At 67.9% G+C, this 22146-nt stretch carries 21 protein-coding genes; 9 read left to right on the top strand and 12 right to left on the bottom strand.

What is annotated here, in order from left to right; all coding sequences use genetic code 11:
• The gene (locus CXY81_RS07335; protein ID WP_104171389.1) at positions 1–609 is read right to left on the bottom strand and encodes a dTDP-4-dehydrorhamnose 3,5-epimerase family protein; all 609 of its coding nucleotides are present in this window, start codon (positions 607–609) and stop codon (positions 1–3) included.
• Between the two features lie 44 nt (positions 610–653).
• Positions 654–1673 carry a class I SAM-dependent methyltransferase gene (locus CXY81_RS07330; RefSeq protein ID WP_158252023.1) on the bottom strand — a complete coding sequence of 340 codons (1020 nt, stop codon included), beginning with the start codon at positions 1671–1673 and terminating at the stop codon, positions 654–656.
• Between the two features lie 185 nt (positions 1674–1858).
• Between CXY81_RS07330 and rfbB the strand changes: the two genes are divergently transcribed.
• From rfbB to CXY81_RS07315, 3 genes are read left to right on the top strand one after another with little or no spacing between them, the layout of a single operon-like run.
• The gene (gene rfbB / locus CXY81_RS07325; RefSeq protein WP_104100325.1) at positions 1859–2845 is read left to right on the top strand and encodes a dTDP-glucose 4,6-dehydratase; all 987 of its coding nucleotides are present in this window, start codon (positions 1859–1861) and stop codon (positions 2843–2845) included.
• Positions 2845–3699: a dTDP-4-dehydrorhamnose reductase gene (gene rfbD / locus CXY81_RS07320; RefSeq protein WP_104194433.1), complete on the top strand. Its 855-nt coding sequence runs from the start codon at positions 2845–2847 to the stop codon at positions 3697–3699. The genes rfbB and rfbD overlap by 1 nt, the downstream gene beginning before the upstream one ends.
• Positions 3696–4841, top strand: a complete 1146-nt coding sequence (locus CXY81_RS07315) for a glycosyltransferase family 1 protein (protein ID WP_104171386.1) — start codon at positions 3696–3698, stop codon at positions 4839–4841. Before rfbD ends, CXY81_RS07315 begins: the two co-directional genes overlap by 4 nt.
• A gap of 50 nt (positions 4842–4891) precedes the next feature.
• Here CXY81_RS07315 and CXY81_RS07310 read toward each other — a convergent pair whose 3' ends face one another.
• From CXY81_RS07310 to CXY81_RS07300, 3 genes are all read right to left on the bottom strand, one after another.
• A complete protein-coding gene (locus CXY81_RS07310; RefSeq protein ID WP_369828355.1) occupies positions 4892–6250 on the bottom strand; it encodes an LCP family protein in 1359 nt (452 codons plus the stop codon).
• On the bottom strand, positions 6250–6717 hold the full coding sequence (gene purE, locus CXY81_RS07305) for a 5-(carboxyamino)imidazole ribonucleotide mutase (protein WP_104194461.1): 468 nt from the start codon (positions 6715–6717) through the stop codon (positions 6250–6252). Before purE ends, CXY81_RS07310 begins: the two co-directional genes overlap by 1 nt.
• 87 nt (positions 6718–6804) lie before the next feature.
• On the bottom strand, positions 6805–7941 hold the full coding sequence (locus CXY81_RS07300) for a 5-(carboxyamino)imidazole ribonucleotide synthase (RefSeq protein ID WP_104194432.1): 1137 nt from the start codon (positions 7939–7941) through the stop codon (positions 6805–6807).
• A 121-nt stretch (positions 7942–8062) separates the two neighbouring features.
• On the opposite strand from CXY81_RS07300, the gene CXY81_RS07295 reads away from it, so the two are divergent.
• On the top strand, positions 8063–8554 hold the full coding sequence (locus CXY81_RS07295; RefSeq protein WP_104194431.1) for a GtrA family protein: 492 nt from the start codon (positions 8063–8065) through the stop codon (positions 8552–8554).
• On the opposite strand, the gene CXY81_RS07290 is transcribed toward CXY81_RS07295, so the two are convergent.
• On the bottom strand, positions 8551–9108 hold the full coding sequence (locus CXY81_RS07290) for a PH domain-containing protein (protein ID WP_233194039.1): 558 nt from the start codon (positions 9106–9108) through the stop codon (positions 8551–8553). The genes CXY81_RS07295 and CXY81_RS07290 overlap by 4 nt on opposite strands.
• Positions 9109–9114: 6 nt before the next feature.
• Positions 9115–9957, bottom strand: coding sequence for a biotin--[acetyl-CoA-carboxylase] ligase (locus tag CXY81_RS07285; RefSeq protein ID WP_104194430.1), 843 nt, complete (start codon positions 9955–9957; stop codon positions 9115–9117).
• Between the two features lie 185 nt (positions 9958–10142).
• Between CXY81_RS07285 and CXY81_RS07280 the strand changes: the two genes are divergently transcribed.
• Together CXY81_RS07280 and CXY81_RS07275 are read left to right on the top strand one after the other, a co-directional pair.
• Positions 10143–11756, top strand: coding sequence for an acyl-CoA carboxylase subunit beta (locus CXY81_RS07280; RefSeq protein ID WP_369828354.1), 1614 nt, complete (start codon positions 10143–10145; stop codon positions 11754–11756).
• A 9-nt stretch (positions 11757–11765) separates the two neighbouring features.
• On the top strand, positions 11766–12068 hold the full coding sequence (locus tag CXY81_RS07275) for an acyl-CoA carboxylase epsilon subunit (protein ID WP_233194038.1): 303 nt from the start codon (positions 11766–11768) through the stop codon (positions 12066–12068).
• Between the two features lie 395 nt (positions 12069–12463).
• Here the strand turns inward: CXY81_RS07275 and CXY81_RS07270 are convergent, their stop codons facing one another.
• The 4 genes from CXY81_RS07270 to CXY81_RS07255 all read right to left on the bottom strand — a co-directional run bounded on the left by CXY81_RS07270 (position 12464) and on the right by CXY81_RS07255 (position 16865).
• Positions 12464–13504, bottom strand: coding sequence for a hypothetical protein (locus tag CXY81_RS07270; protein ID WP_104171382.1), 1041 nt, complete (start codon positions 13502–13504; stop codon positions 12464–12466).
• Positions 13501–14799, bottom strand: coding sequence for a sensor histidine kinase (locus CXY81_RS07265; RefSeq protein WP_146067644.1), 1299 nt, complete (start codon positions 14797–14799; stop codon positions 13501–13503). The genes CXY81_RS07270 and CXY81_RS07265 overlap by 4 nt, the downstream gene beginning before the upstream one ends.
• Positions 14786–15472, bottom strand: a complete 687-nt coding sequence (locus tag CXY81_RS07260; RefSeq protein ID WP_104194459.1) for a response regulator transcription factor — start codon at positions 15470–15472, stop codon at positions 14786–14788. Before CXY81_RS07260 ends, CXY81_RS07265 begins: the two co-directional genes overlap by 14 nt.
• Before the next feature lie 79 nt (positions 15473–15551).
• Positions 15552–16865 carry a class I SAM-dependent RNA methyltransferase gene (locus CXY81_RS07255; protein WP_104194429.1) on the bottom strand — a complete coding sequence of 438 codons (1314 nt, stop codon included), beginning with the start codon at positions 16863–16865 and terminating at the stop codon, positions 15552–15554.
• A 45-nt stretch (positions 16866–16910) separates the two neighbouring features.
• Between CXY81_RS07255 and CXY81_RS07250 the strand changes: the two genes are divergently transcribed.
• Together CXY81_RS07250 and CXY81_RS07245 are read left to right on the top strand one after the other, a co-directional pair.
• Positions 16911–17564, top strand: coding sequence for a nucleoside triphosphate pyrophosphatase (locus CXY81_RS07250; protein WP_104194428.1), 654 nt, complete (start codon positions 16911–16913; stop codon positions 17562–17564).
• 109 nt (positions 17565–17673) lie between these two features.
• Positions 17674–19488 (top strand): biotin carboxylase N-terminal domain-containing protein, encoded by a 1815-nt coding sequence (locus CXY81_RS07245; protein WP_104194427.1) that lies wholly within the window; start codon positions 17674–17676, stop codon positions 19486–19488.
• Between the two features lie 87 nt (positions 19489–19575).
• Here CXY81_RS07245 and CXY81_RS07240 read toward each other — a convergent pair whose 3' ends face one another.
• On the bottom strand, positions 19576–21012 hold the full coding sequence (locus CXY81_RS07240) for an NAD(P)H-quinone dehydrogenase (protein ID WP_104194458.1): 1437 nt from the start codon (positions 21010–21012) through the stop codon (positions 19576–19578).
• 191 nt (positions 21013–21203) lie between these two features.
• On the opposite strand from CXY81_RS07240, the gene CXY81_RS07235 reads away from it, so the two are divergent.
• Positions 21204–22037, top strand: coding sequence for a purine-nucleoside phosphorylase (locus CXY81_RS07235; protein WP_104100337.1), 834 nt, complete (start codon positions 21204–21206; stop codon positions 22035–22037).
• Positions 22038–22146 lie beyond the last annotated feature (109 nt).

Raw genomic sequence — 22146 nt, 5'->3', positions numbered from 1 at the left:
TTACTTTCCTTCGTTCAGGGAGGTGTAGAACGCCCGGGCGTCGGCCCAGGTGGGCAGCAGGCCGCTGGCAGCGGCTTCGGTCAGGCTTGGGGCGTCCGTGTCCTTTGGGGACAGAAGCAGTTCTCCGGCTTCGGGCGGGAAGACCAGGCCGATGTCCGAGTCGAGGGGGTTGATGCCGTGCTCGCGTCCCGGGTTGAACGGGGCGGTGACCAGGTAGCTGACCGTGGCATTGTCGGTGAGTGCCACGAAGCAGTGACCGAGGCCCTCGGCGATGTAGATCGCGCGGCGGTCGGTGTCATCGAGCAGAACGCTGTCCCACTGGCCGAAGGTCGGGGAGCCCACACGGATGTCGATGACGAAGTCGAGCACAGCGCCGTGCGCGGCCGTGACGTACTTAGCCTGGCTCGGCGGGATGTCGGCGAAGTGGATGCCACGCACGGAACCGCGCTTGGACACCGACGTGTTGGCCTGGGCGATCTCGAGGCGATGCCCGATCGTCTCCTCAAGACGGTCGAAGCGGTACCACTCGAGGAAAACCCCCCGGTCGTCCCCAAACTGCCTGGGAGTGATTTCGTAGGAATCAGGGATGGAGAGTTCGCGGATCTTCACGGTTGGCAGTCTACCCATCGGGCTCAGGCTAAGAGCACGGCCAGTCAGCCCCGGGGGCGACGGACCGCGGCGCTCAGAAGGCGAAGCGGCCTCGTGACTTTCCAGCTCGTGCTCTGGTGAATCCTCTTGATCTGATCCAGCAGGCCAAGGCGCTCGCTCGCATACACCGCAATGACGCGGTCTTGTTCATCGCTTTGCTGCCCAGCGACTTCCAGTCCGGCCTTCACTGATGCCAGGTCACCCTTCACGGATGCCAGCTCACCCTTTACGGCTTCCAGCTCCCCCTTGAGCAGAGGCACTTCTGCTGCTCGCACACCCCGGTCATACAGTTCACCGATAGCTGCCCCTCGCAACTCGTAGAACTCCTTGATCTCACTCGCCTTCACGAGGCCCACCTCGAGGAATTCGTGCAGGCGCTGAGGTATGTCGCCACCGACCGCCAACACGCCTAATCCATGACCGTGGTCAAAAGCGAACGACGGATATTGCGCGGTGAGCTCTTTCCAGAATCGCCACACACCGAAACCCTCCTGGTGCTCCGCGATATCGTGAAAAATCACGACGCCCCGATTTGTGAGCTTCGGGCGCCAAGCCTCGAAATCGTGACGCACGTCGTCGTACCCGTGCCTGCCGTCGATGTGGAGGAGATCGATTGAGCCGTCCGGAATCGATTCGAGGCTGTCATCAAAATAACCGCGCAGCAGTGTTGAGAAGGCAGAGTAGTCAGCTCCATTGATCGTGCTGACGCTTTCGTAGACCTCAGAGCCATAGAATCCGGCTTGATCATCACCCTGCCAGCTGTCAAGTGCGAAGGTCTTGGCGGGCAACCCCAATCGAGCGATTGCTTCGCAGAAGACAAAATAGGAGAAGCCGTTGTGCGTGCCGAGTTCGGCAATAGCGGTCGGCCTAATTGCATCCACCAGCCAGAATGCGAACGGGGCATGCTCCAACCAAGCTGACTCGACAAAATGGCGCGGAATCCAGTACGACGTGTCGCTGATCCAGGAAGCAGAAGGTCGAGTATCACGTTCCAGACCATTCGAGTCTGACCGGATTTCATCCACGTTTGAGCCCTCCAATATTAATGCACGGCAAGCAACTGCTTCCCTGATTGAGGCTATCAGTCCCAGTTGTCGTGGCCTGGGCGGTCGAAGATACGGCAGTTGAGCTCTTGCTGTCGGCCGTTTCCCCAAGCGCGTTCCGGTAGAATCGCGGGGGCACTTTCATCAAACGGAACGGTTACCTCCATATGAAGATCCTCGTCACCGGCGGAGCCGGTTTCATCGGCTCGAACTTTGTTCGGCGCACCCTCGAAGACGCCTACCCGGGCCTCGAAGGAGCCGAGGTCGTCGTGCTCGACGCCCTCACCTACTCGGGCAACCTCGAGAACCTGGCCCCGGTCGCCGGGTCCCCGCGTTACTCGTTCGTGCACGGCGACATCCGTGACGCCGCACTGCTCGACGAGCTCTTCCCCTCTCTCGACGCCGTGGTGCACTTCGCCGCAGAATCCCACGTGGACCGCTCCGTGCGCGACGCGTCGATCTTCGTCGAGACGAACGTGCTCGGCACCCAGCAGCTGCTCGACGCAGCGCTCCGCCACGACCTGGCCCGGTTCGTGCACGTCTCCACCGACGAGGTCTACGGCTCCATCGCCGAGGGATCGTGGAACGAGGAGCGCGCGCTGGAGCCGAACTCCCCCTACTCCGCGTCGAAGGCCGGCAGCGACCTGCTCGCGCGCAGCTACCACCGCACGCACGGTCTGAATATCTCGATCACGCGCTGCTCGAACAACTACGGGCCGTACCACTTCCCGGAGAAGGTCATCCCGCTGTTCGTCACCAACCTGATCGACGGCTTGCACGTTCCCCTCTATGGCGAGGGAAACAACATCCGTGACTGGCTGCACGTGGACGACCACACTCGCGCCATCGCGATGGTGCTCGTCGGCGGCCGCGCCGGTGAGATCTACAACATCGGCGGCGGCACCGAGCTGACCAATAAGGAGCTCACGCAGATGCTGCTCGACTCCACCGGCAAGGACTGGTCCTACGTCGACCGCGTCGCCGACCGCCTCGGCCACGACCTGCGCTACTCCGTGGATATCTCGAAGATCCAGGCCGAACTCGGCTACGCGCCCCTCGTTCCGTTCGAGCAGGGGCTCGCGGACGTCGTGCAGTGGTACCGCGACAACCGCACCTGGTGGGAGCCGCTCAAGGCCCGTGCGGCATTGAGCTGATGACCCGCTATCTGATCACCGGCGCGGCCGGGATGCTCGGACGCGACCTGCAGGCCATGCTCGCCGGCCGCGACGTCACAGCGTTCGACCGCACCGACCTGGACATCACCGACCAAGCCGCGGTTCTGGCTCAGGTCGTCGGCTACGACGTCATCATCAACGCCGCCGCATACACGCAGGTGGACGACGCCGAGACGAATGAGGATGCCGCGTACGCGATCAACGCGACCGGCCCCCACAACCTGGCGCTGGCCGCATCCGCCACCGGGGCGAAGCTCGTGCAGATCTCGACCGACTACGTGTTCGATGGCAGCGCCACCGCGCCCTACGCGGAGGACACCGAGATCGACCCGATCTCCGCCTACGGCCGCACCAAGGCCGCCGGCGAGGCGTTCGTGCTGCAGGAACACCCGGCGGGCAGCTACATCGTGCGCACGGCCTGGCTCTACGGCCAACACGGCCCGAACTTCCCCAAGACCATGCTGAAGCTGGCTGCAGCCCGCGACACCCTCAGCGTCGTCGACGACCAGGTCGGTCAGCCAACCTGGACCGCTGACCTGGCCGCGCAGATCGTCGCCTTGCTCGATTCCGACGCCCCCGCCGGCATCTACCACGGCACCAGCTCCGGAGTGACGAGCTGGTTCGGCTTCGCCCGTGCCGTCTTCGCCACAGCCGGCCTTGACCCTGAACGGGTCACCCCGACCGACAGTTCGCAGTTCGTGCGCCCGGCCCCCCGGCCCTCGTATTCGGTGCTCGGCCACGATGCCTGGGCTGCCGCCGGGCTGTCCCCCATTCGCGATTGGCGCGAGGCTCTGGCCGCGGCGGCCGAGCAGGGGATCTTCGCGGACCAATGACCACACTGAGAGTCGTCCTGGACCAGATGATTGCGCCGGTCCCGGGCGGCATCGGGCGTTACACCGAAGAACTGACCCGGGCCCTGATCGCGGCGGCGCCGGCCGATTGCGACGTCGAAGGAATCGTGTCGTCGTCGTCGGCCGAGCACTACGCCAGGGTCGAGGCGTCCCTGCCGGGTCTGGCCAGTCTGCACAAGACCACCTTGCCGCGGCGCGAGCTCACGGCGGCCTGGCAACTGGGCATAGCCAACAGTTCCGGGTCGGGCATGATCCATGCCCCCTCCCTGCTGGCGCCTCTGCGCAAGCACAGCATCGTCAACGACGGCACCCAGGTGACCGTCACCATTCACGACGTGCTGGCCTGGACGCATCCGGAGGCGCTCACTCCGGCGACCGTCGCCTGGACGAAGGTCATGGTCAAACGCGCCCGCAAACACGCGGATGCGATCGTGGTCCCCAGCCACGCCGTGGCCCACCAGCTCGCGAACATCGTCGACCTCGGCGACCGCGTGCGGGTGATCGGCGGCGGAATCGGCAGCGGCCTCCGCCTTCCGTCGAACTCCTCCGCGACGGAGATCATCGCGGAACGCCTGGCGTTGCCGAACGAGTACATCGTCACCGTCGGCACGCTCGAGCCGCGGAAGGCCATCACGGCGCTGATCACCGCCCTGGGCCTGCCGGGAGCGCCGGATCTCCCGCTGATCGTTCTGGGACCGGCCGCCTGGGGTGAGCTCGACGTGGCATCCGTCGCCGACGAGGCCGGCCTCCCGTGGGGCCGGGTGCGCGCCCTGAACGGGCTGACCGACGAAGAGTTGGCCGTGGTCATCTCCCGGGCGGCCGTGTTCGTCTACCCCAGCCGGGAAGAAGGCTTCGCCGGGCCGATGATCCAGGCGTTTTACCTGGGCACCCCGGTCGTGCATTCGGACGCCCCGGCCCTGGTCGAGGCCGCCGGCGACGCGGGGCTGGTCGTCGAGCGTGAGGATGCATCCGGGTACCCCGAGCGACTGGCTGCGGCCGTCACCCAGGTGCTGAGCGACACCACTCTCGCAAACCGGCTGCGCATCTTCGGTAGCGATCGAGCCCAGGCCTTCACCTGGCGCGATTCCGCCGAGCGCATCTGGCTGCTGCACGCGGACCTGTAACAGCACCACCGAGTCCGGGGCCGTTCGACCGAACCCGGACCCAACCGACCCTACGGAGCCGGCTCCGCCGTGGGCGGCGGAATCAGGGCGGCTTCGATCAGGCTGCGGATGACGTCGTAATCGGGATCCTCCGGGTCGACGTCGTTTTCCGGCACCAACTCGACGGACTGGATCGGCAGCGCCTTCGTCTTCGACGCCAGGTGCGTGAAATAGCCGAGCATGCCCTGAGGGATGTCGGTCTTCACGACCTGGCTGCCGGCCGATGCAACCGCCTGGAACTTCGTCAGCACGTTGGCGGGGCTCGCCTGCTGCAGGATCGCCTCCTGCACCTGCCGCTGCCGCACCATCCGGTCGTAGTCGCTCGTGTCATGGCGTGAGCGTGCGTACCAGAGGGCGTGGTACCCGTCCATGTGCTGCCTGCCGGGCTCGAACCAGAAGGCAACCTCGGTGAAGGTCTCGTCGGTATGCACGGGGACACGGTGGTCGACGTTGATGTCGACTCCGCCGAGCGCGTCGACGAGGTCGGAGAATCCCTGCATGTCGATCAATACGTAGTACTGGATCGTCAGCCCGGTCACGCCCTGGGCCGCGTCGCGCATGCCTTCGATGCCCGGTTCGCTGCCGCTGCCGACAGCATCCGGGTACATCTCCGGGCTCTTCACCTCCACCTCGGTGTAGATCGAGTTCAGCATGCACGCGGAGACCTCACAGCCGTCGATCGATCCGTACCCTTCCGGGTACAGGTCGGCGAGTGGCCCCGCAGAGAACGGCACGTCCTCCAGGTTGCGCGGCAAGCCGATCATGCTGGCCTGGCCGGTCTCCGCATCGATGCTGACCACGGAGATGCTGTCGGGGCGTAGACCCTCACGGTCGGGGCCGGCGTCGCCGCCGAGCAGCAGGATGTTATAGCGGCCGTCGGAGGGCGGCTCCGTCGGGCCTGCCACGAAGACCGAGGAGAGGAACCCGCTGGCCGTCGTGGCCACGTACGCGCCGTACCCGGCCGTGCCGACCACGCCCACCATCAGTACCGTCGCGAGCCCGGCGATGATCGGGCGGGCCTTGGGGGTGGCACGCACGAGCCGCACGAGGCGCAGGGTGTCCAGGGACAGGATCAGCCAGACCACACCGGAGAAGGCCAGCAGCAGGGCGGCCGCCCACAGGCCGATCGAGTTGGTGAACACGGTCAGAGCGACGGCAGGCCAGAGAGTGTAGACGACCCCCACGACCACCGCGAGGGCGAGCAGCGTGAGCGTCATGCCGAGGCCGAACCGGCCGAGCCGACGGTTGCCGGCCAGCACCTGCGCGGAGCCGGGCAGCACGAAATTGAGTACGACGAGCCACCAGGCCCGTTTGGTCATGATCGGGGCGGACCCGAGATCCGGATGCCGGATCGACGTGCGTGCACTGATCATAGTTTTGCTTGGAGGTCCAGGTTCTTCTGCTCGACTTGTGCGGCGAGCATCTCCCGATAGCCGAGCAGCTTGACCCACAGGGAGTCGTCGGCGATGGCGAGGACCTTGACGGCGAGCAGGCCGGCGTTGCGTGCTCCGCCGATGGAGACGGTGGCCACGGGCACCCCGGCCGGCATCTGCACGATCGACAGGAGCGAGTCCAGGCCGTCGAGCCGACCCTGCGGAACGGGCACGCCCACCACCGGCAGGGTGGTCACGGCCGCGAGCATGCCGGGCAGGTGGGCGGCGCCGCCGGCGCCGGCGATGATCACCCGGATGCCGCGCGCATGGGCGCTCTGGCCGTAGGCGATCATCTTCTCCGGGGTGCGGTGCGCGGAAACGACCTGCACCTCGAAGGGAACGTCGAAGTCGCGCAGGAGTTGCGCCGCGTCGCTCATCACCGGCCAGTCGGAATCGGAGCCCATCACGACGCCGACCAGCGGCACCAGGGCGGTCTCGCGCGGGGCGGTCTCGAGCTCAGGGTTGTCTGTCACGCAATCGATCCTATTTGGTCAGTCCTGAAAAACTGCCGCTGCGGCCCGCGCCTGGTACGCGACGAGGTCCAAATCGTCCCCACCGACGGTCACGTGGCCGACCTTGCGCCCCGGCCGGGGGTCCTTGCCGTAGGTGTGCACCTTGGCGGCCGGGTAGGCCTCGAACGCGGCCGGGTAGCGCGCGGACAGGGGCTCCGACGCCGGCCCGCCGAGGATGTTGACCATGACCGTCCACGGGTCCCTGACGTCGGTCGCCCCGAGGGGAAGGTCGAGCACGGCGCGCAGGTGCTGCTCGAACTGGCTCGTCGTCGACCCCTCGATCGACCAGTGGCCGCTGTTGTGTGGGCGCATCGCCAACTCGTTGACCAGGATGCGCTCATCCATCGTCTCGAACAGTTCGACGGCCAGCATGCCGGTGGCGCCGATGCCCTCGGCGATGCGCACGGCGATGTCGGCGGCGGCCCGGGCCAGCCTGCCCTCGGACTGGGGTGCGGGCGCGATGACCTCGGCGCAGACGCCGCCCTGCTGTACGGTCTCCACCACGGGCCAGAGCGCGATCTGGCCGGACGGGCGTCGCGCGACCAACTGGGCGAGCTCGCGACGGAACTCGACCAGCTCCTCCACCAGGAGGGCGCCGTCGTTGCCGTCTTCGGCGAGCGCGGCGAACCAGTCGTCGACCTCGTGCTCGTGGGTGACCAGCCGAACGCCCTTGCCGTCGTAGCCGCCGCGGGCCGTCTTGACGACCGCGCGACTGTTGTGGGCGGCCAGGAACACGCCCAACTCGGCGGCGTTCTCGACCCGCGCCCAGTCGGGCACGGGCAGACCCAGCTCGCTCAGGCGCTGACGCATCAACAGCTTGTCCTGGGCGAAGAGCAGCGCGTCGGGGCCCGGGTGCACGGCCACGCCCCTGGCCACGAGCTCGCGCAGGATCCCCTGCGGCACGTGCTCGTGGTCGAACGTGACGACGTCGACGGTGTCGGCGAAGGCCAGCACCACGTCTCGGTCGCGGTAGTCGCCCACCTGCACCGCAGCCAGGTCGGCCGACATGCCCTCGTTCTCGGCCAGCACCCGGATCCGGATACCCAGGTTGACGGCCGCCGGAATCATCATCCTGGCCAACTGGCCGCCGCCGATAACGCCCACAGTCGTGTTCATCGCTCCACCAATTCCTTGGTACCGGTCATTCTCCGGTACGGGTTCTCTCAGGCTGCAGGCTGGACCTCGCCGTAGACTCGGGTTCTCGACTTCTATCTTTGCCCATCATTCGGAGGGATGCATGCCGAGTACACAGCGCCGATCAGCACGGCTTCTGGCCTTCGTCCACCAACTCGGCAAGTTCGGGGCTGTCGGCCTCGTCGGTTTCGTCGTGGACTTCACTGTCTTCAACTTGCTGCGCACCACGGTTTTCGACCCCGCCGTGGTGGAGTCCGGACCGATCTATGCCAAGGTCGTGTCGACCACGCTGGCCATCATTGTGAACTGGATCGGCAACCGCTTCTGGACCTTCGGGGCCAACCGGCAGTCGCGCACGCTGCGCGAGGCGGCCGAGTTCTTCGCGGTCAGTCTCGTCGGCATGGCCATCGGCCTCGCCTGCCTCTGGGTCAGCCGCTACGGGCTCGGCTACACCAGCCTGCTCGCCGACAACATCTCGTCGAACGTGGTCGGGCTGGGGCTGGGCTCGGCCTTCCGTTTCGTGCTCTACCGGCACTGGGTGTTCTCCCCGCGGCGCGCGGCGACGGCCGACTCGAAGCGGGCGCTGGCTGCCTAGCGGGAGCCCCAGTTCGCGGTCTCGTCGGCGAGTGCTGACTGTTCCAGGCGGCGCAAGCCCATCAAGGTACGCGAGGACTCCATCAGGTCGTGCAACACCTGTTGCACCAGGGCGGCGTTGGGCACGTCTTTCAAGACGAGCGGATGCTCCAGCCCGGCGCTGATCAGAACGTCACCCGAGTGGGCCAGCGACTGCAGCCAGTTCTGGCGCACCGTCACGTCGTAGCCGCGGCTGTGCAGCAATTCCTGGCGGGTGCGCACGAAGAATCCGTGGCGGAAGATGATGCGCCGGGTGGTGATCGTGTAGCGGTTGTTCAGCCACGACGCCAGCGGCAGCAGCCAGAGCAGCAGCACGAGGGCGGCCGCGGCTGCCAGCAGCGCGATATTCTGCCACGGCTCCGGCAGAGAACCGTAGAAGTACCCGGTCGCCGCGGCAATGGCCAGCAGTGCCAGGGTGGGCCAGAACAGGATTCGGGCGTGCGGCCGGAGCCCGGCCACGACCGACTCGGCCGGGGGAAGCACCTCGGCCGCCCCGAAGCCCGCTGTCTTTGTCATAATCTATTAATACCGCAGGTGGGTGACATCCCCGGCGGCGACAGCCTGTAGTTCACCGTTCGTCTGGTCTTCGACGATGAGCCGGCCGCTCCGGTCGAGAGCAATCGCGGTGCCGACCAGGTCGGTGCCACCGGGAAGTTCCACCCGCACGACCCCACCGAGTGTGCCGCACACTTCGGTCACCGCGTGCAGCAGCCCGCTTTGGACCGGGTCGCCCTCCGCGTCGAGGAAGGCCCGGGTGAGCTGCCGCAGTTCGGTGAGGTAGCGGGCGAGCACGGCATCCGGGTCGGGGGCCGAACCGGTCACCAGCAGCAGCGACGTCGAGGTGAGCGTGGGCAGGTCGTGTTCGTCGAGGGACACGTTCAGGCCGGCGCCGATAACCAGCCCCTGCGCGCCGGGCAGCAGCTCCGAGAGGATGCCCGACACCTTGTAACCGTCGATCAGCACGTCGTTGGGCCATTTCAGGGTGACCTCGTGCCGGGGCGCCTCCTCGCCGGGTTCGTCCACCCGGGCTGCCAGGCTCGCCTCGACGACCGCGCGCACGGCCCGGGTCATCGCGGCTCCGGCGAGCAGGGGGAACCAGCCGAAGTGGTCGATCGGGAGCGGGGCGGCCGAGGCCCTCGGGCGGAGCAGCACCGAGATGGCGAGCGACTTTCCGGTGGGGGCGAGCCAGGTGCGACCCAGTCGGCCGCGACCGCGGGTCTGGTTGTCGGTGACGACCGTCGACAGGTCGGGCCAGGCTGCGACATCCTCGCCCGCAGCGTGGGCGACGAGCACGTCGTTCGTCGACCCGGTCTCGGGCAGGTACTCGAAACGCGGCACGACCTCGCGGCTGAGCGGAAACTCCATCTGGTTCTCTCTCCCTGTGGCTAACTCCTGTAATTCTGGCGAATACGAGCGCAAATGGCACAATTCCGGCCCGAATCCGCCAATCCTCAGGAGTTGGCCACGGGAAGGCAGACGCACCCGACCAGCAAACCGGCCGGTTTTTGTAGACAATCGTCAACGATCGGGAGCAGGGGCTGGCCGGTAGAGTGAACCGCGTGACTGAGAACTCGCCCCTTGCGGGCCCCGACCTGTACACGACGGCTGGAAAGCTCGCCGACCTCAAGCTGCGCTATCACGAAGCCGTGACCGCCAGCGGCGAGGCCGCGATCGAGAAACAGCACGCCAAAGGCAAGATGACCGCGCGGGAACGCATCAACCTGCTGCTCGACCAGGGCTCCTTCGTCGAGATCGACGAGTTCGTGCGGCACCGCACGCACGCATTCGGCATGGAGAAGAAGCGGCCCTACGGCGACGCGGTCGTCACGGGCACCGGCACCATCCACGGCCGCCAGGTCTGCGTCTACTCGCAGGACTTCACCATCTTCGGCGGCTCGCTCGGCGAGGTTGCCGGCGAGAAGATCATCAAGGTGATGGACCTTGCCCTCAAGACCGGGGTGCCCATCATCGGCATCCTCGACTCCGGCGGAGCGCGCATCCAGGAGGGCGTCGTCGCCCTCGGCAAGTACGGCGAGATTTTCCGCCGGAACACGGCCGCGTCCGGCGTCATCCCGCAGATCTCGATCATCTGCGGCCCCGCCGCCGGCGGCGCCGTCTACTCCCCTGCCCTGACCGACTTCGTGATCATGGTCGACAAGACCAGCCAGATGTTCGTCACCGGCCCCGACGTGATCAAGACCGTCACGGGCGAAGACGTCGGCATGGAAGAGCTCGGCGGCGCGCTCACGCACAACACGATCTCCGGTGTGGCGCACTACCTGGCCAGCGACGAGCCCGACGCCCTCGACTACGCCCGCACCCTGCTCAGCTTCCTGCCGGACAACAACCTGGCCGACCTGCCCGTCTTCGACAGCGACATCGAGCTCGAGACGACGGATAGCGACCGGGGCTTGAACACGATCATCCCCGATTCCGCGCACCAGCCTTACGACGTGAAGACCGTGATCGAGCACATCGTCGACCACGGCGACTTCCTCGAGACGCAGCCGTTGTTCGCCCCGAACATCGTCGTCGGCTTCGCCCGCGTCGAGGGACGCTCGATCGGCATCGTCGCCAACCAGCCCAACGCCATGGCCGGCACGCTCAACATTCCGGCCGGCGAGAAGGCCGCCCGGTTCGTGCGTTTCTGCGACGCGTTCTCGATTCCGATCCTCACCCTGGTCGACGTGCCGGGCTTCCTTCCCGGCACCGACCAGGAGTGGACCGGAATCATCCGCCGCGGCGCCAAGCTGCTCTACGCCTATGCGGAGGCGACCGTGCCTCTGGTCACCGTCATCCTGCGCAAGGCCTACGGCGGCGCGTACATCGTGATGGGCTCCAAGCAGCTCGGCGCGGACATCAACCTGGCATGGCCGACCGCGGAGATCGCCGTGATGGGCGGCCAAGGCGCCGTGAACATCCTGTACCGTGCCGAGATCAAGAAGGCCGAAGCAGCCGAGGAGGATGTTGCCGCCGTGCGCACCCGGCTGGCCAACGAGTACACCTACAACGTGGCGAGTCCGTTCCTGGCGGCCGAGCGCGGCGAACTGGACGGCATCATCGAGCCGGCCACGACCCGCGTCGCGGTGACCAAGGCCCTGCGCGCCCTGCGCACCAAGCGAGCGAGTCTGCCGCCCAAGAAGCACGGGAACATTCCGCTGTAGGCGGGTGCTATGACCGATTCATCGAATGTTACGAATGACCCGAGCGTCCCGAGCGCCCCGAGCTCAGCCGAGGAGACCGAGTCTGCGTCGCCCGAGGTTCCCCCGGTGCCCGGGCTGCGTTTCCTGACCCGCGGCGTCTCCCCCACCGAGGCGGCCGCCGTGTCGGCCGTGCTGCACGGCCTGGTGCGCGAGGAGGGCGACAACCTGCGCCAGACGCCGGTGCGCGGCCAGAGCGCGTGGCAGCGCAGCCAGCGCAGTGTTCGGGTGGCTCTGACCCCCGGCGCAGGCCGCTGGCGCGGATTCTCGGCCTGACCCTTCGGTTCCCAACCGTCGGGGGCTCCCGGTCCCCCTAAATGCCGACTTTTTTTACCGAACCGGTTCGACCAGTATTGGTACTGCTCGGTGATGCTCTTAAGAGTTCACGACTAAAGTCCGTCGACTAGGGTAAGCAGTCGGGTTTTGGGGGCGCGTCAGGGTGACATTCGGGTTGTCGCCCTGGCACGAAAGTCGAAAGGGATCAACCACGGTTGGTCCCTTTCGCATTTGCCGGCGTGGCCCCGGCGTGGCCCGGGTGTAACCCCGTCTCGAACGAATTCGACGGAGATTTTGAGGGAAACGGCCCCAAACACTCCGAAAAAGTGGTTTCGGACGAAAATCTCCGTCGAATTGGTGCGTCGTCGGCGCACGGTGCTCCGCGTGCTGACCAGCTAGCCCGGGCCGGAGGACGTCAGGACCGGGTTGCGCGGGATCTCCAGCCACAGGTGCACTTCAGGCTCCGGTGACTCCTGGCCGAGGGCGCTCAGCTTCGCGTCTGCGGAGCTGAGACCCACCACGGTGACCGCGGTCGCGGACCCGTCGCCGGCGGTGCGGGCGATGATCGTGTCCGCCAGGGTGGAGTCGATCGCGGTCGCCAGAGTGTTGAGCACCGATTCCAGCTCCGCGCCGCGGATGTCGTCGATACTGCCCTCGTCGAGCAGGGTGACGATGGCGCCGCGGCGACGCGCGGCCATGATCGCGTCACGCACGGCGTCATTGAGCAGCTTCCGTCCGCGGATCTCGTCCCGCACAGCCGCCTCCAGGTAGCGGGACTCCTGACGCTGCTCGTCGTTCAGCACCCCGCCCTGGTCGATGATCCGGCGCAGCATCGGGGCCGCGAGCCGGATGGTCTGGGCGAGCCGCACCTGGCGCTCGTAGAGGTGCGCGTCCTGGGCGGCCTGCCACTCGGTGGCCTCCTGCTCGGCCAGGGCGTACTGCCGGGCGTCGCGGCCTGCCTTGGCCAGCGCCCGCGCCAGGATGACCGCGACCGCGACCCAGACCACACTGCCGATGACGCCCATGGAGCCCAGGGCCGCCGGGCCGGCCCAGAAAATCGTGTGCACGACCAGCGTCGCGGCGCCGACCCAGGCCAGGCCTGGGCGCCGGCGGGTGGCGGTAATAGTCATCAGGGTGCCCACGGCCGCGACATTCCAGGTGGCGTAGCCATTGTCGACGGAGCCGTCGAGCTGGCTCCCCACGAGCAGCGGCAGCATCGCACAAACAGCGACGTTGAAGAACGCCAGCCACACCGGCATCCGCATCGGGCTCGTCGGCCAGAGGCTGAGCACGGTCGCCACACCGTAGACGAGCAGCGCCAGGATCGCCGGCACCGGGCTGCGAGGTTGGCCCAGCGAGTAGAAGCCGAGCACGATGTGATAGGCGGAGAACATTGCGGCCAGGGAGAGCACGAGTCCGCGCGGAACGGTGATCACTCGGGACGTCCTTCCTGGGCCGGCGGCCATTCGATGGTGATCGTCGTTCCGCGGCCCACCCCGGCGCGCACGCGCACGGATCCGCCGGCGCTGGCCACCCGGTCCTGGATCGAGATGCGCAGTCCGAGCCGTTCCGCCGGCACAAGCTCCGGGTCGAAGCCCACGCCGGTGTCGGCGATCGTGATGGTGCAGCCCCCCCGGGCGTTCCCGCTCATCGTGAGGGCGCGGTCGGGCTCGAAGCTCGGCGTGCCGGCATGCTGGACGCTGTTCACCATGGCTTGCACGCTCGCGGCGAGGATCGCCTCGCTCGCGTGGACCGGGAGGCGCAACCCGTCGATCTCGCACTCGTCGACGGTGAACGGCACCGGCAGCCGGTCGGCGGCGGCACGGATCTGCGCGCTGAGCTCGCTGAAGGCAACCGTGCTGTCGTCACCGGCAGGCACGATGGCGGCGTCGTTGAGCCGGGTGAGGGCATCAGAGGCCATGCCGGAGGCCAGCTCGGCCGCCTTCGGGCTGCCGGCCGCGGCCGCGGCGAGGAACGTGGCCAGCACGCTGTCGTGCACGATCGAGTCGACCTGCACGCGCTCGACCTCCGTCGCGTGCTGCCGCACGGCGTTCCCATACTGGTGCAGCGCGTTGGTCTGCGCGTTGTCGACCGCGAGGGCCGTCTGCCGCAGCATGAAGATGATGATCAGGATGACCTGGCCGAGGATTATCGCGTAGACCGTGTCCAGAGACGACAGAAGAACATCGGCGTTGCCGCCGGACGGTGTCGACCGCACCACGCCGTAGACGATCGGCACGACCACCGTGTAGATGACGGCCCAGAACACCGGGAAGGCCAGAGCGGCGCAGGCCGTTGCGATGGTGCACATGTACCAGAGCCACGGTTTGCCGTCGAGCACGGCCGCGGGGTCACGCATCAGCATGGGCCAGGCCAGCAGCGCCGCCAGATAGAGCATCGCCACGGTTCCGGCGGATGCCCGCACCCCGACCTTGGTCACGGCGGCCACCACGACCGCCGCCAGCGACAGACCGAGCAGCAGCGGCGCGAGCAAACCCATCACCGGCACCCGCACCGGGGCCTGCGCGAGCATGATCGGCATCGCCTGGAGGGCGAAGACCACGCCGACGCCGGCGACGGAACGCGAGGCCACGACTTCGATCCGGGTGCGGCTGATCGGGTTGCGCGGCTGTTTGGGCCCCACGATCGGGTCGGAATCGAGCAGCTCGGCGTCCGAGTGCGCCGCGGTGGAGCCCAGAGGGCCGGAGCCCGCGGGCTTACCCGCGGGCATCTCCGCCATCCGGGTCGAGGCCCGGCAGGATTCCGTCTTCGACGGCGCGCCGGAGCAGGTCCACCTTGGTGGGTGCCGGACGGCCGACCTCCACGTATTTCACCCGGATCCGGTCGAGGTACTCACGGGCGGTCGAGTGAGCGATGCCAAGCTGCATCGCCACCATTTTGAGTGGGAGCCCCGACGCGTAGAGGTGCAGCACGTCACGTTCGCGCCGGCCGAGCTGGGCCTTGGCGAAGTCGCGGTCGGCGTCGATGGCCGTGGCCCACTCGAGGTTGTTGAGAACGTCGCCGCGGGCCACGGATGCGACGGCCGCCATGACCGTGGTGGTGGGGGACGATTTGGGGATGACACCGGCCGCGCCCGCGGCAAGCGCCTCGCGCACCAGGGCGACCCGGTCGGCGATGCTGTGCACGAGTACCGACGCGCCCGTGCTCTGGGCACGGTGCACATTGTCGGTGACGCGGGATCCATCGCCCAGCGACAGATCCAACACGATGACGTCCACGGCGCGCCCGTCGATGCCGTCCACGAGCTCCTGCACGGTGGGCGCGGTGAAGACGACCTCGTAGCCGACGTTCTCACAGGCCGCCTTGATGCCCAGGCGCACCGACTCGTGATCGTCGGCGATGCCCACCCGCACGGGATGGCCGAGTTCGAGGCCGCCAGGAATTCCCGGGGCCGAGGGGAGAGGTGTTGCTGGCTGGTTCACGGTTCCTACATCCTCACGTTGTCGTACAGGTCAACGATAGCTACCGGGACAGGAGCGCGACGGCTTCGACATGGTGGGTATTGGGGAACAGGTCGAAGGCACGCAGCCGGCGCAGGATGTACCCGTGACCGGCGAGGAGGGCGATGTCGCGGGCCAGGGCGACGGGGTCACAGGCCACGTAGACGATCTGGGCCGGTTCCACGGCGCCGAGCAGGTCGATGACCTCCTTGCCGGCGCCGGAGCGTGGCGGGTCGAGGATCACCGTGGCGGCCGACTGGCGAGCCCTCTCGGCGGCGCTCGAATCGCGCACGAGCGCGTTCAGGAACCGGTCGACGCGGGAGGTCTGCACGCTGGCCCCCACCCATTCGGCGAGGTTCTCAGCCGCGAAGTCCGTGGCCTGCGGGTCGCTCTCGACGCTGGTCATGCGCACCGTGCTGCCGAATCGGTCGCCCACGGCGGCGGCGAGCAGGCCGACCCCGCCGTAGAGGTCCAGGTTCGCGGCCCGGGGGTCGAAGGCGTCAGCGTCGATGATGTCCTGCACCGCGCGGTAGAGGGTCTCGGCGGCGCTGGTGTGCACCTGCCAGAACCCAGCGGCGTCGAGGCGGAACTCGCGCTCGCCCACAACCTCGCGGATCAGCGTTTTCGGGGTGTGCCGGCGTCGGCCCTTGTCGTCCTGCTCCGCCACCAGGATCTGCACGGTGCCCAGGCTCGGGGCGACGATGTCGACGGATGCGGCGCCGGGAAACATTTTGTCCAGCGGCGCGGCCGCCTCGAGTAGGCGGTCGGCCAGCGGCAGGTCGCCAACCGGGATCACCCGGTGCGAGCGGGCGGCATAAGGGCCGACAGAGCCGTCCTCGTCCACGTGCAGGCGCACGCGGGTGCGCCAGCCGGTGCCGTCGGCGGCGTCGCCGGGCGAGGCGTTGGGGCCGACCGGGACCGGCTCGACCGTGACCTCGGACTCGATGCCGGCCATCCGTTTCAAGGCGTCAGCCAAAACCTGGCGCTTCAGCTCGCGCTGGAAACCGAGCTCGATGTGGCCGAACTCGGCGCCGCCGGCGCGGTCGACGGGGTCGCGGTCGAGGGCGGCGGCGGCCCAAATGTGCGGCTGACGCTCCGGTGCCGGGGTGAGCACTTCGACGGTCTCCGCCCGCCAGAAGCTTTTGTGGCTGGCCGAGGTCAGCCGGGCGCGCACGCGCTCCCCCGGCAGTGTGTCACTCACGAAGACCACGCGGCCCTCGTGCCGGGCGATGAAGATGCCGCCGTGGGCTACGTTGGTGACGTCGAGTTCGAGTTCCGCGCTCACTTCTGCGGAGTGCCCGTTCGAATCTGCCTGAATGTCATTGCTGGTGCCCATCCTTCGATGATCCCACACCGCTTGCACCCCCACCGAAGGAAACCCATGCGCTTGTACCTGGCGTCCACGTCTCCGGCCCGGCTGATGCTGCTGCGCACCGCGGGGATCGAACCCGTCACGGTCGCGCCCGACGTCGACGAGGACGTGGTCGCCGCCGACGCGGCCCGGTCGGGCGGCGGACCGCTGACTCCCCACCGGGTCGTGGAGCTGCTGGCGCGGGCCAAGGCGGAGGCCGTGTCCCGCGTGTTGACCGACAGCGGCGACATCACCGAAGGCCTCGTGCTCGGCGGCGACTCGGTCTTCGTGATCGACGACGTCATCTACGGCAAGCCGCACACCGCCGCGAAGGCGCGCGAACGCTGGCACCTGCAGCGCGGCCGAACCGGGCAGCTGTATTCGGGCCATTGGCTGATCGACCACTCGGCCGGCGTGGCCGGGCGCGGTGTCGGCGCCGTCGCCGTCGCGGACGTCACCTTCGCCGACGACATCGAGGATGCGGAGCTGGACGCCTATATCGCCACCGGCGAGCCTCTGCTCGTGGCCGGGGCCTTCACCATCGACAGCCTCGGGGCGCCGTTCATCACCCACATCAGCGGGGATCCGTCCACCGTCGTCGGGCTCTCGCTGCCGACGCTGCGCCGGCTGGTGACCGGTCTCGGGCACGCGTGGCCGAGCCTGTGGAACCGCACCGACAACTGACAGATTGCTGGTTTTCGAGGTTGTTTGTAGGCATCCGCACCTTTCTCCGGCCTCTTTTTGTGGGAGAGAACCAAAAACCCGGTCGCTCTGCCCCATAAGCTAGGGCACTGTGCCCCCAATAACGAAGGTCCTCATCGCAAACCGGGGCGAAATCGCCGTCCGGGTGATCCGAGCCGCAAAAGACAGCGGCATTGCCTCGGTTGCCGTCTACGCTGACCAGGATCGCGACTCGATGCATTCGCATCTGGCCGACGAGGCCTACGGTCTCGACGGAACCACGAGCGCCGACACCTACCTCGTCATCGAAAAGCTGCTCTCCGTGGCCCGACGGTCCGGCGCCGATGCCGTGCACCCCGGCTACGGGTTCCTCGCCGAGAACGCCGACTTCGCCCGCGCCGTGATCGGGGCCGGCCTGATTTGGATCGGCCCCTCCCCCGACGCCATCGAGAAGCTCGGCGACAAGGTCTCCGCACGGCACGTCGCCGAGAAGGTGCATGCGCCGATGGCGCCCGGCACCCTCAACCCGGTGGCGGATGCCGCGGAGGTGCTCGATTTCGTCGACCTCCACGGCCTGCCGGTCGCGATCAAGGCGGCCTTCGGCGGCGGCGGTCGCGGCCTCAAGGTCGCCCGCACCCGCGAGGAGGTGCCCGAGCTCTTCGACTCCGCCACCCGCGAGGCCATTGCCGCGTTCGGTCGCGGCGAATGCTTCGTCGAAAAGTACCTGGACAAGCCGCGCCACGTCGAGACCCAGTGCCTCGCCGACGCATCCGGTACGGTCGTCGTCGTCTCCACCCGCGACTGTTCCCTGCAGCGCCGCCACCAGAAGCTGGTCGAGGAGGCCCCCGCGCCGTTCCTGACCGACGCGCAGCGTAACGAGATGTATCGCGCGTCCAAGGCGATCCTCGCCGAGGTCGGCTACGTGGGCGCCGGCACCTGCGAGTTCCTGATCGGCCAGGACGGCACCGTCTCGTTCCTGGAGGTCAACACCCGGCTGCAGGTCGAGCATCCCGTGTCCGAGGAAGTGACCGGAATCGACCTGGTGCGCGAGCAGTTCCGCCTGGCCGAGGGCGGTCGCCTCGACTACCCCGACCCGGAGCCGATCGGACACTCCTTCGAGTTCCGCATCAACGGCGAGGATGCCGGCCGCGGCTTCATGCCGGCCCCCGGCCCCGTGCACGTCTTCAAGCCCTCCGGGGGCCCCGGGGTGCGCGTGGACAGCGGCGTCACGGCCGGCGACGTCATCTCGGGTTCGTTCGACTCCCTTCTCGCAAAGCTCATCGTCACCGGCGCCACCCGCGAGGAAGCGCTCGAGCGTTCCCGCCGGGCCCTGGACGAGTTCGAGGTCGCGGGTCTCCCCACCGTGCTGCCGTTCCACCGCCGGATCGTGCGCGACCCCGCGTTCGCCCCCGCCGACGGTGAGCCGTTCACGATCTTCACCCGGTGGATCGAAACCGAGTTCGTCAACGACATCGAGCCGTGGAACGGCTCGCCGGAAGTGCTGACCAGCCCCGCTAAGCGCCACAACGTCGTCGTCGAGGTGGAGGGGCGACGGATCGAGGTCAGTCTGCCGGTTCGCCTGCTGCCCGGCGCCGCCTCCGAGAACACGGCCGGCCCGGCACCCCGTCGGCGCGGCGGCTCCCCCTCCGTCAGCTCGGCCACCGGCGACGCCGTACACGCCCCGATGCAGGCGACCATCGTGAAGCTGGCCGTGGCCGAGGGCGACCTCGTCGTCAAGGGCGATCTGCTGCTGGTGCTGGAGGCCATGAAGATGGAGCAACCACTGACCGCCCACAAGGACGGCATCGTCGGCAACGTGGGGGCGATCATCGGCGCGACCGTGGCCTCCGGCTTCCTGCTGATGGCCGTCATGGACGCCGTGGAAGCCGTGGAAGCCGTGGAAGCCGTGGAAGCCGTGGACGCCTGACCCGCGTCACCGGCTGACACGTCAACGCCCTCGTTCCAAGAACGAGGGCGTTGTCTTTTCTTTCGTTTGTGGTGTCTCTCGAAGGCGTCAGAGCACGATGTGCATGGCGCGGGCGGCATCCGTGATCGAATGCGTCAGCGATGGGTAGACCGGGAACGCTCGTGCGACCTCGTCGACGGTGAGCCGGTGCTCCACGGCCAGGGCGAGCGGGAAGATCAGTTCGCTGGCCTTAGGGGCCACGATCACGCCGCCGATGACGGTGCCGGTGGTGGTGGTGGCGAACAGCTTCACGAAGCCGTCCTTGATGCCCATCATCTTGGCCCGAGGGTTCGAAGCGAGCGGGAGCTTGTAGATGCTGCCGCGGGTGAGGCCGTCCTCGATCTGCTTCTGGGTCCAGCCGACCGTGGCGATCTCCGGCTGCGTGAAGATGTTGGCCGCGACGTTGCGAATCTCGATCGGGTTGACCGCGTCGCCCATGGCGTGGAACACGGCCGTGCGGCCCATCATCGAGGCGACGGATGCCAGCGGCAGCTCGGTGGTGCAGTCCCCGGCCGCGTAGATGTTCGGCATCGACGTGCGCGCGACCCGGTTCACCCGGATGTGACCGGAGTCGGTGAGCTGCACGTCGGCTTCCTCGAGGCCGAGGCCCTTCGTGTTCGGCACGGACCCGACCGCGATCAGGCAGTGGCTACCCTCGACGGTTCGGCCGTCGGCCAGCGTGGCCAGCACTCCACCCACCGTGCGCACGACGGACTCGGCGCGGGACTTGCTGAGCACGACCATGCCGTTGCGCTTGAATACGTTCTCGACCACGTTCGCGGCGTCGGCGTCCTCACCGGGCAGCACGCGGTCGCGGCTGGAAATCAGGGTGACCTTGGCACCGAGGGCGCGGTAGGCGGAGGCGAATTCGGCCCCGGTCACCCCGGAGCCCACGACGATGAGGTGTTCGGGTACGGCCCGCAGGTTGTAGAGCTGCGTCCAGGTGAGGATGCGCTCGCCGTCGGGGAGCGCGGTGGGCAGGATGCGCGGGGTTGCCCCGACGGAGACGACGATCGTGTCGGCCTCGATCCGGTCGAAGTCCGTGCCGGAGCCGTCTTCGGCCGTGGACACGATCACGCCGCTGGTACCGTCCAGCCGGCCGTGGCCGTGCACCAGGTTGACCCCGGCGCGCATCAGGGTGGACTTCATGTCTTCGGACTGCTGCCGGGCCAGGGCCAGGAGCCGCTTGTTGACCGCGGCGAGGTTGATGGCCACCTCGGGGCGGGCCGGCTTGCCCTTTTCGCCGCGCACGAACAGCTGTACGCCGAGCTCGGTCGCGTCGTGGATCGAGTTGGTGGCCTCGGCCGTCGCGATGAGGGACTTGGACGGGACGACGTCCGTGATCACGGCCGAACCGCCGACGCCGACACGCTCGATCAGGGTGACCTCGGCGCCCTGCTGAGCGCCGGCCAGGGCGGCCTCGTACCCGCCGGGGCCTCCGCCGAGGATAGCGATGCGCTGCTTGCGTTCGAAGTCGTAGGCCATGCTCATATTCTCCTGCCCCGGCGCGCCCGCCGCCAAACCCCGGGGCTCCGCTCCCCCGTCGACGGACCAATTCGACGGAGATTCTGCCCAAAATTGACGTTCAGGCCCCTTTTTCGCCGTGAAATCCCAAAATCTCCGTCGAATTGAACAAGGGAACGGTCCCGAAATCGGCGGGCAATTAGAGTAGGGGGATGCTGAAGACCGACAATAACTTGCTTGACGCGCCAGAAACCGATCCGTTTGATGTTGCACGGACCGCCGCTTCTGAAATCGCCGAAGCCACGGGCGTAGCCCGCCACGACATCGCCCTGACCCTGGGCAGCGGATGGGGCAAGGCCGCCGATCTCATCGGCGAGACCACGCACACCCTCGACGCGCAGTACATCACCGGTTTCAGTGCACCCGCCCTGGCCGGCCACGCCGGCACGCTGCGCTCGGTGCTGCTGCCCAGCGGCAAGCGCGCCCTCCTCATCGGCGCCCGCACGCACTATTACGAAGGCCACGGTGTGCGCCGGGTCGTGCACAGCGTGCGCACCGCCGCCGCCACCGGCGCGACGACCATGATCCTCACCAACGGTGCCGGCGGCATCCGGGAGACCTGGAAAGCCGGCACCCCCGTGCTGATCAGCGACCACATCAACCTCACCGCCGACTCGCCCCTCGAGGGCGCGACGTTCGTCGACCTGACCGACCTCTACTCGCGCCGCCTGCGCGACCTGGCCCGCACCATCGACCCGTCGCTCGACGAGGGCGTGTACTGCCAGTTCCGCGGCCCGCACTACGAGACGCCGGCCGAGGTGCAGATGGCCAAGGTCATCGGCGGCCACATCGTCGGCATGTCGACCGCCCTCGAGGCGATCGCCGCCCGCCAGTCGGGCATGGAGATCCTCGGTCTGTCGCTGATCACCAACCTCGCGGCCGGAATCCAGCAGGACCCGCTCAGCCACTCGGAGGTGCTCGAGGCCGGAAAGCTCGCCGAGCCCGTCATCAGCGCGCTCCTCGCCCGGATCGTGGCCGCACTGTGAGCCTCGACAACACCGACCCGCAGATCACCGGCCGGCATTCCGCCGCCGACGCTGCTCCCGCGTCCGCTGCCGGTGCCGACGCCGCCACCGGCACCGGCGCCACCGAAAC

It is taken from the genome of Cryobacterium sp. M25 (assembly GCF_002929635.1).
Taxonomy (GTDB): Bacteria; Actinomycetota; Actinomycetes; order Actinomycetales; family Microbacteriaceae; genus Cryobacterium; species Cryobacterium sandaracinum.
The sequence above is the reverse complement of the archived record's forward strand: the minus strand, read 5'-3'. Positions and strand labels throughout refer to the sequence as shown.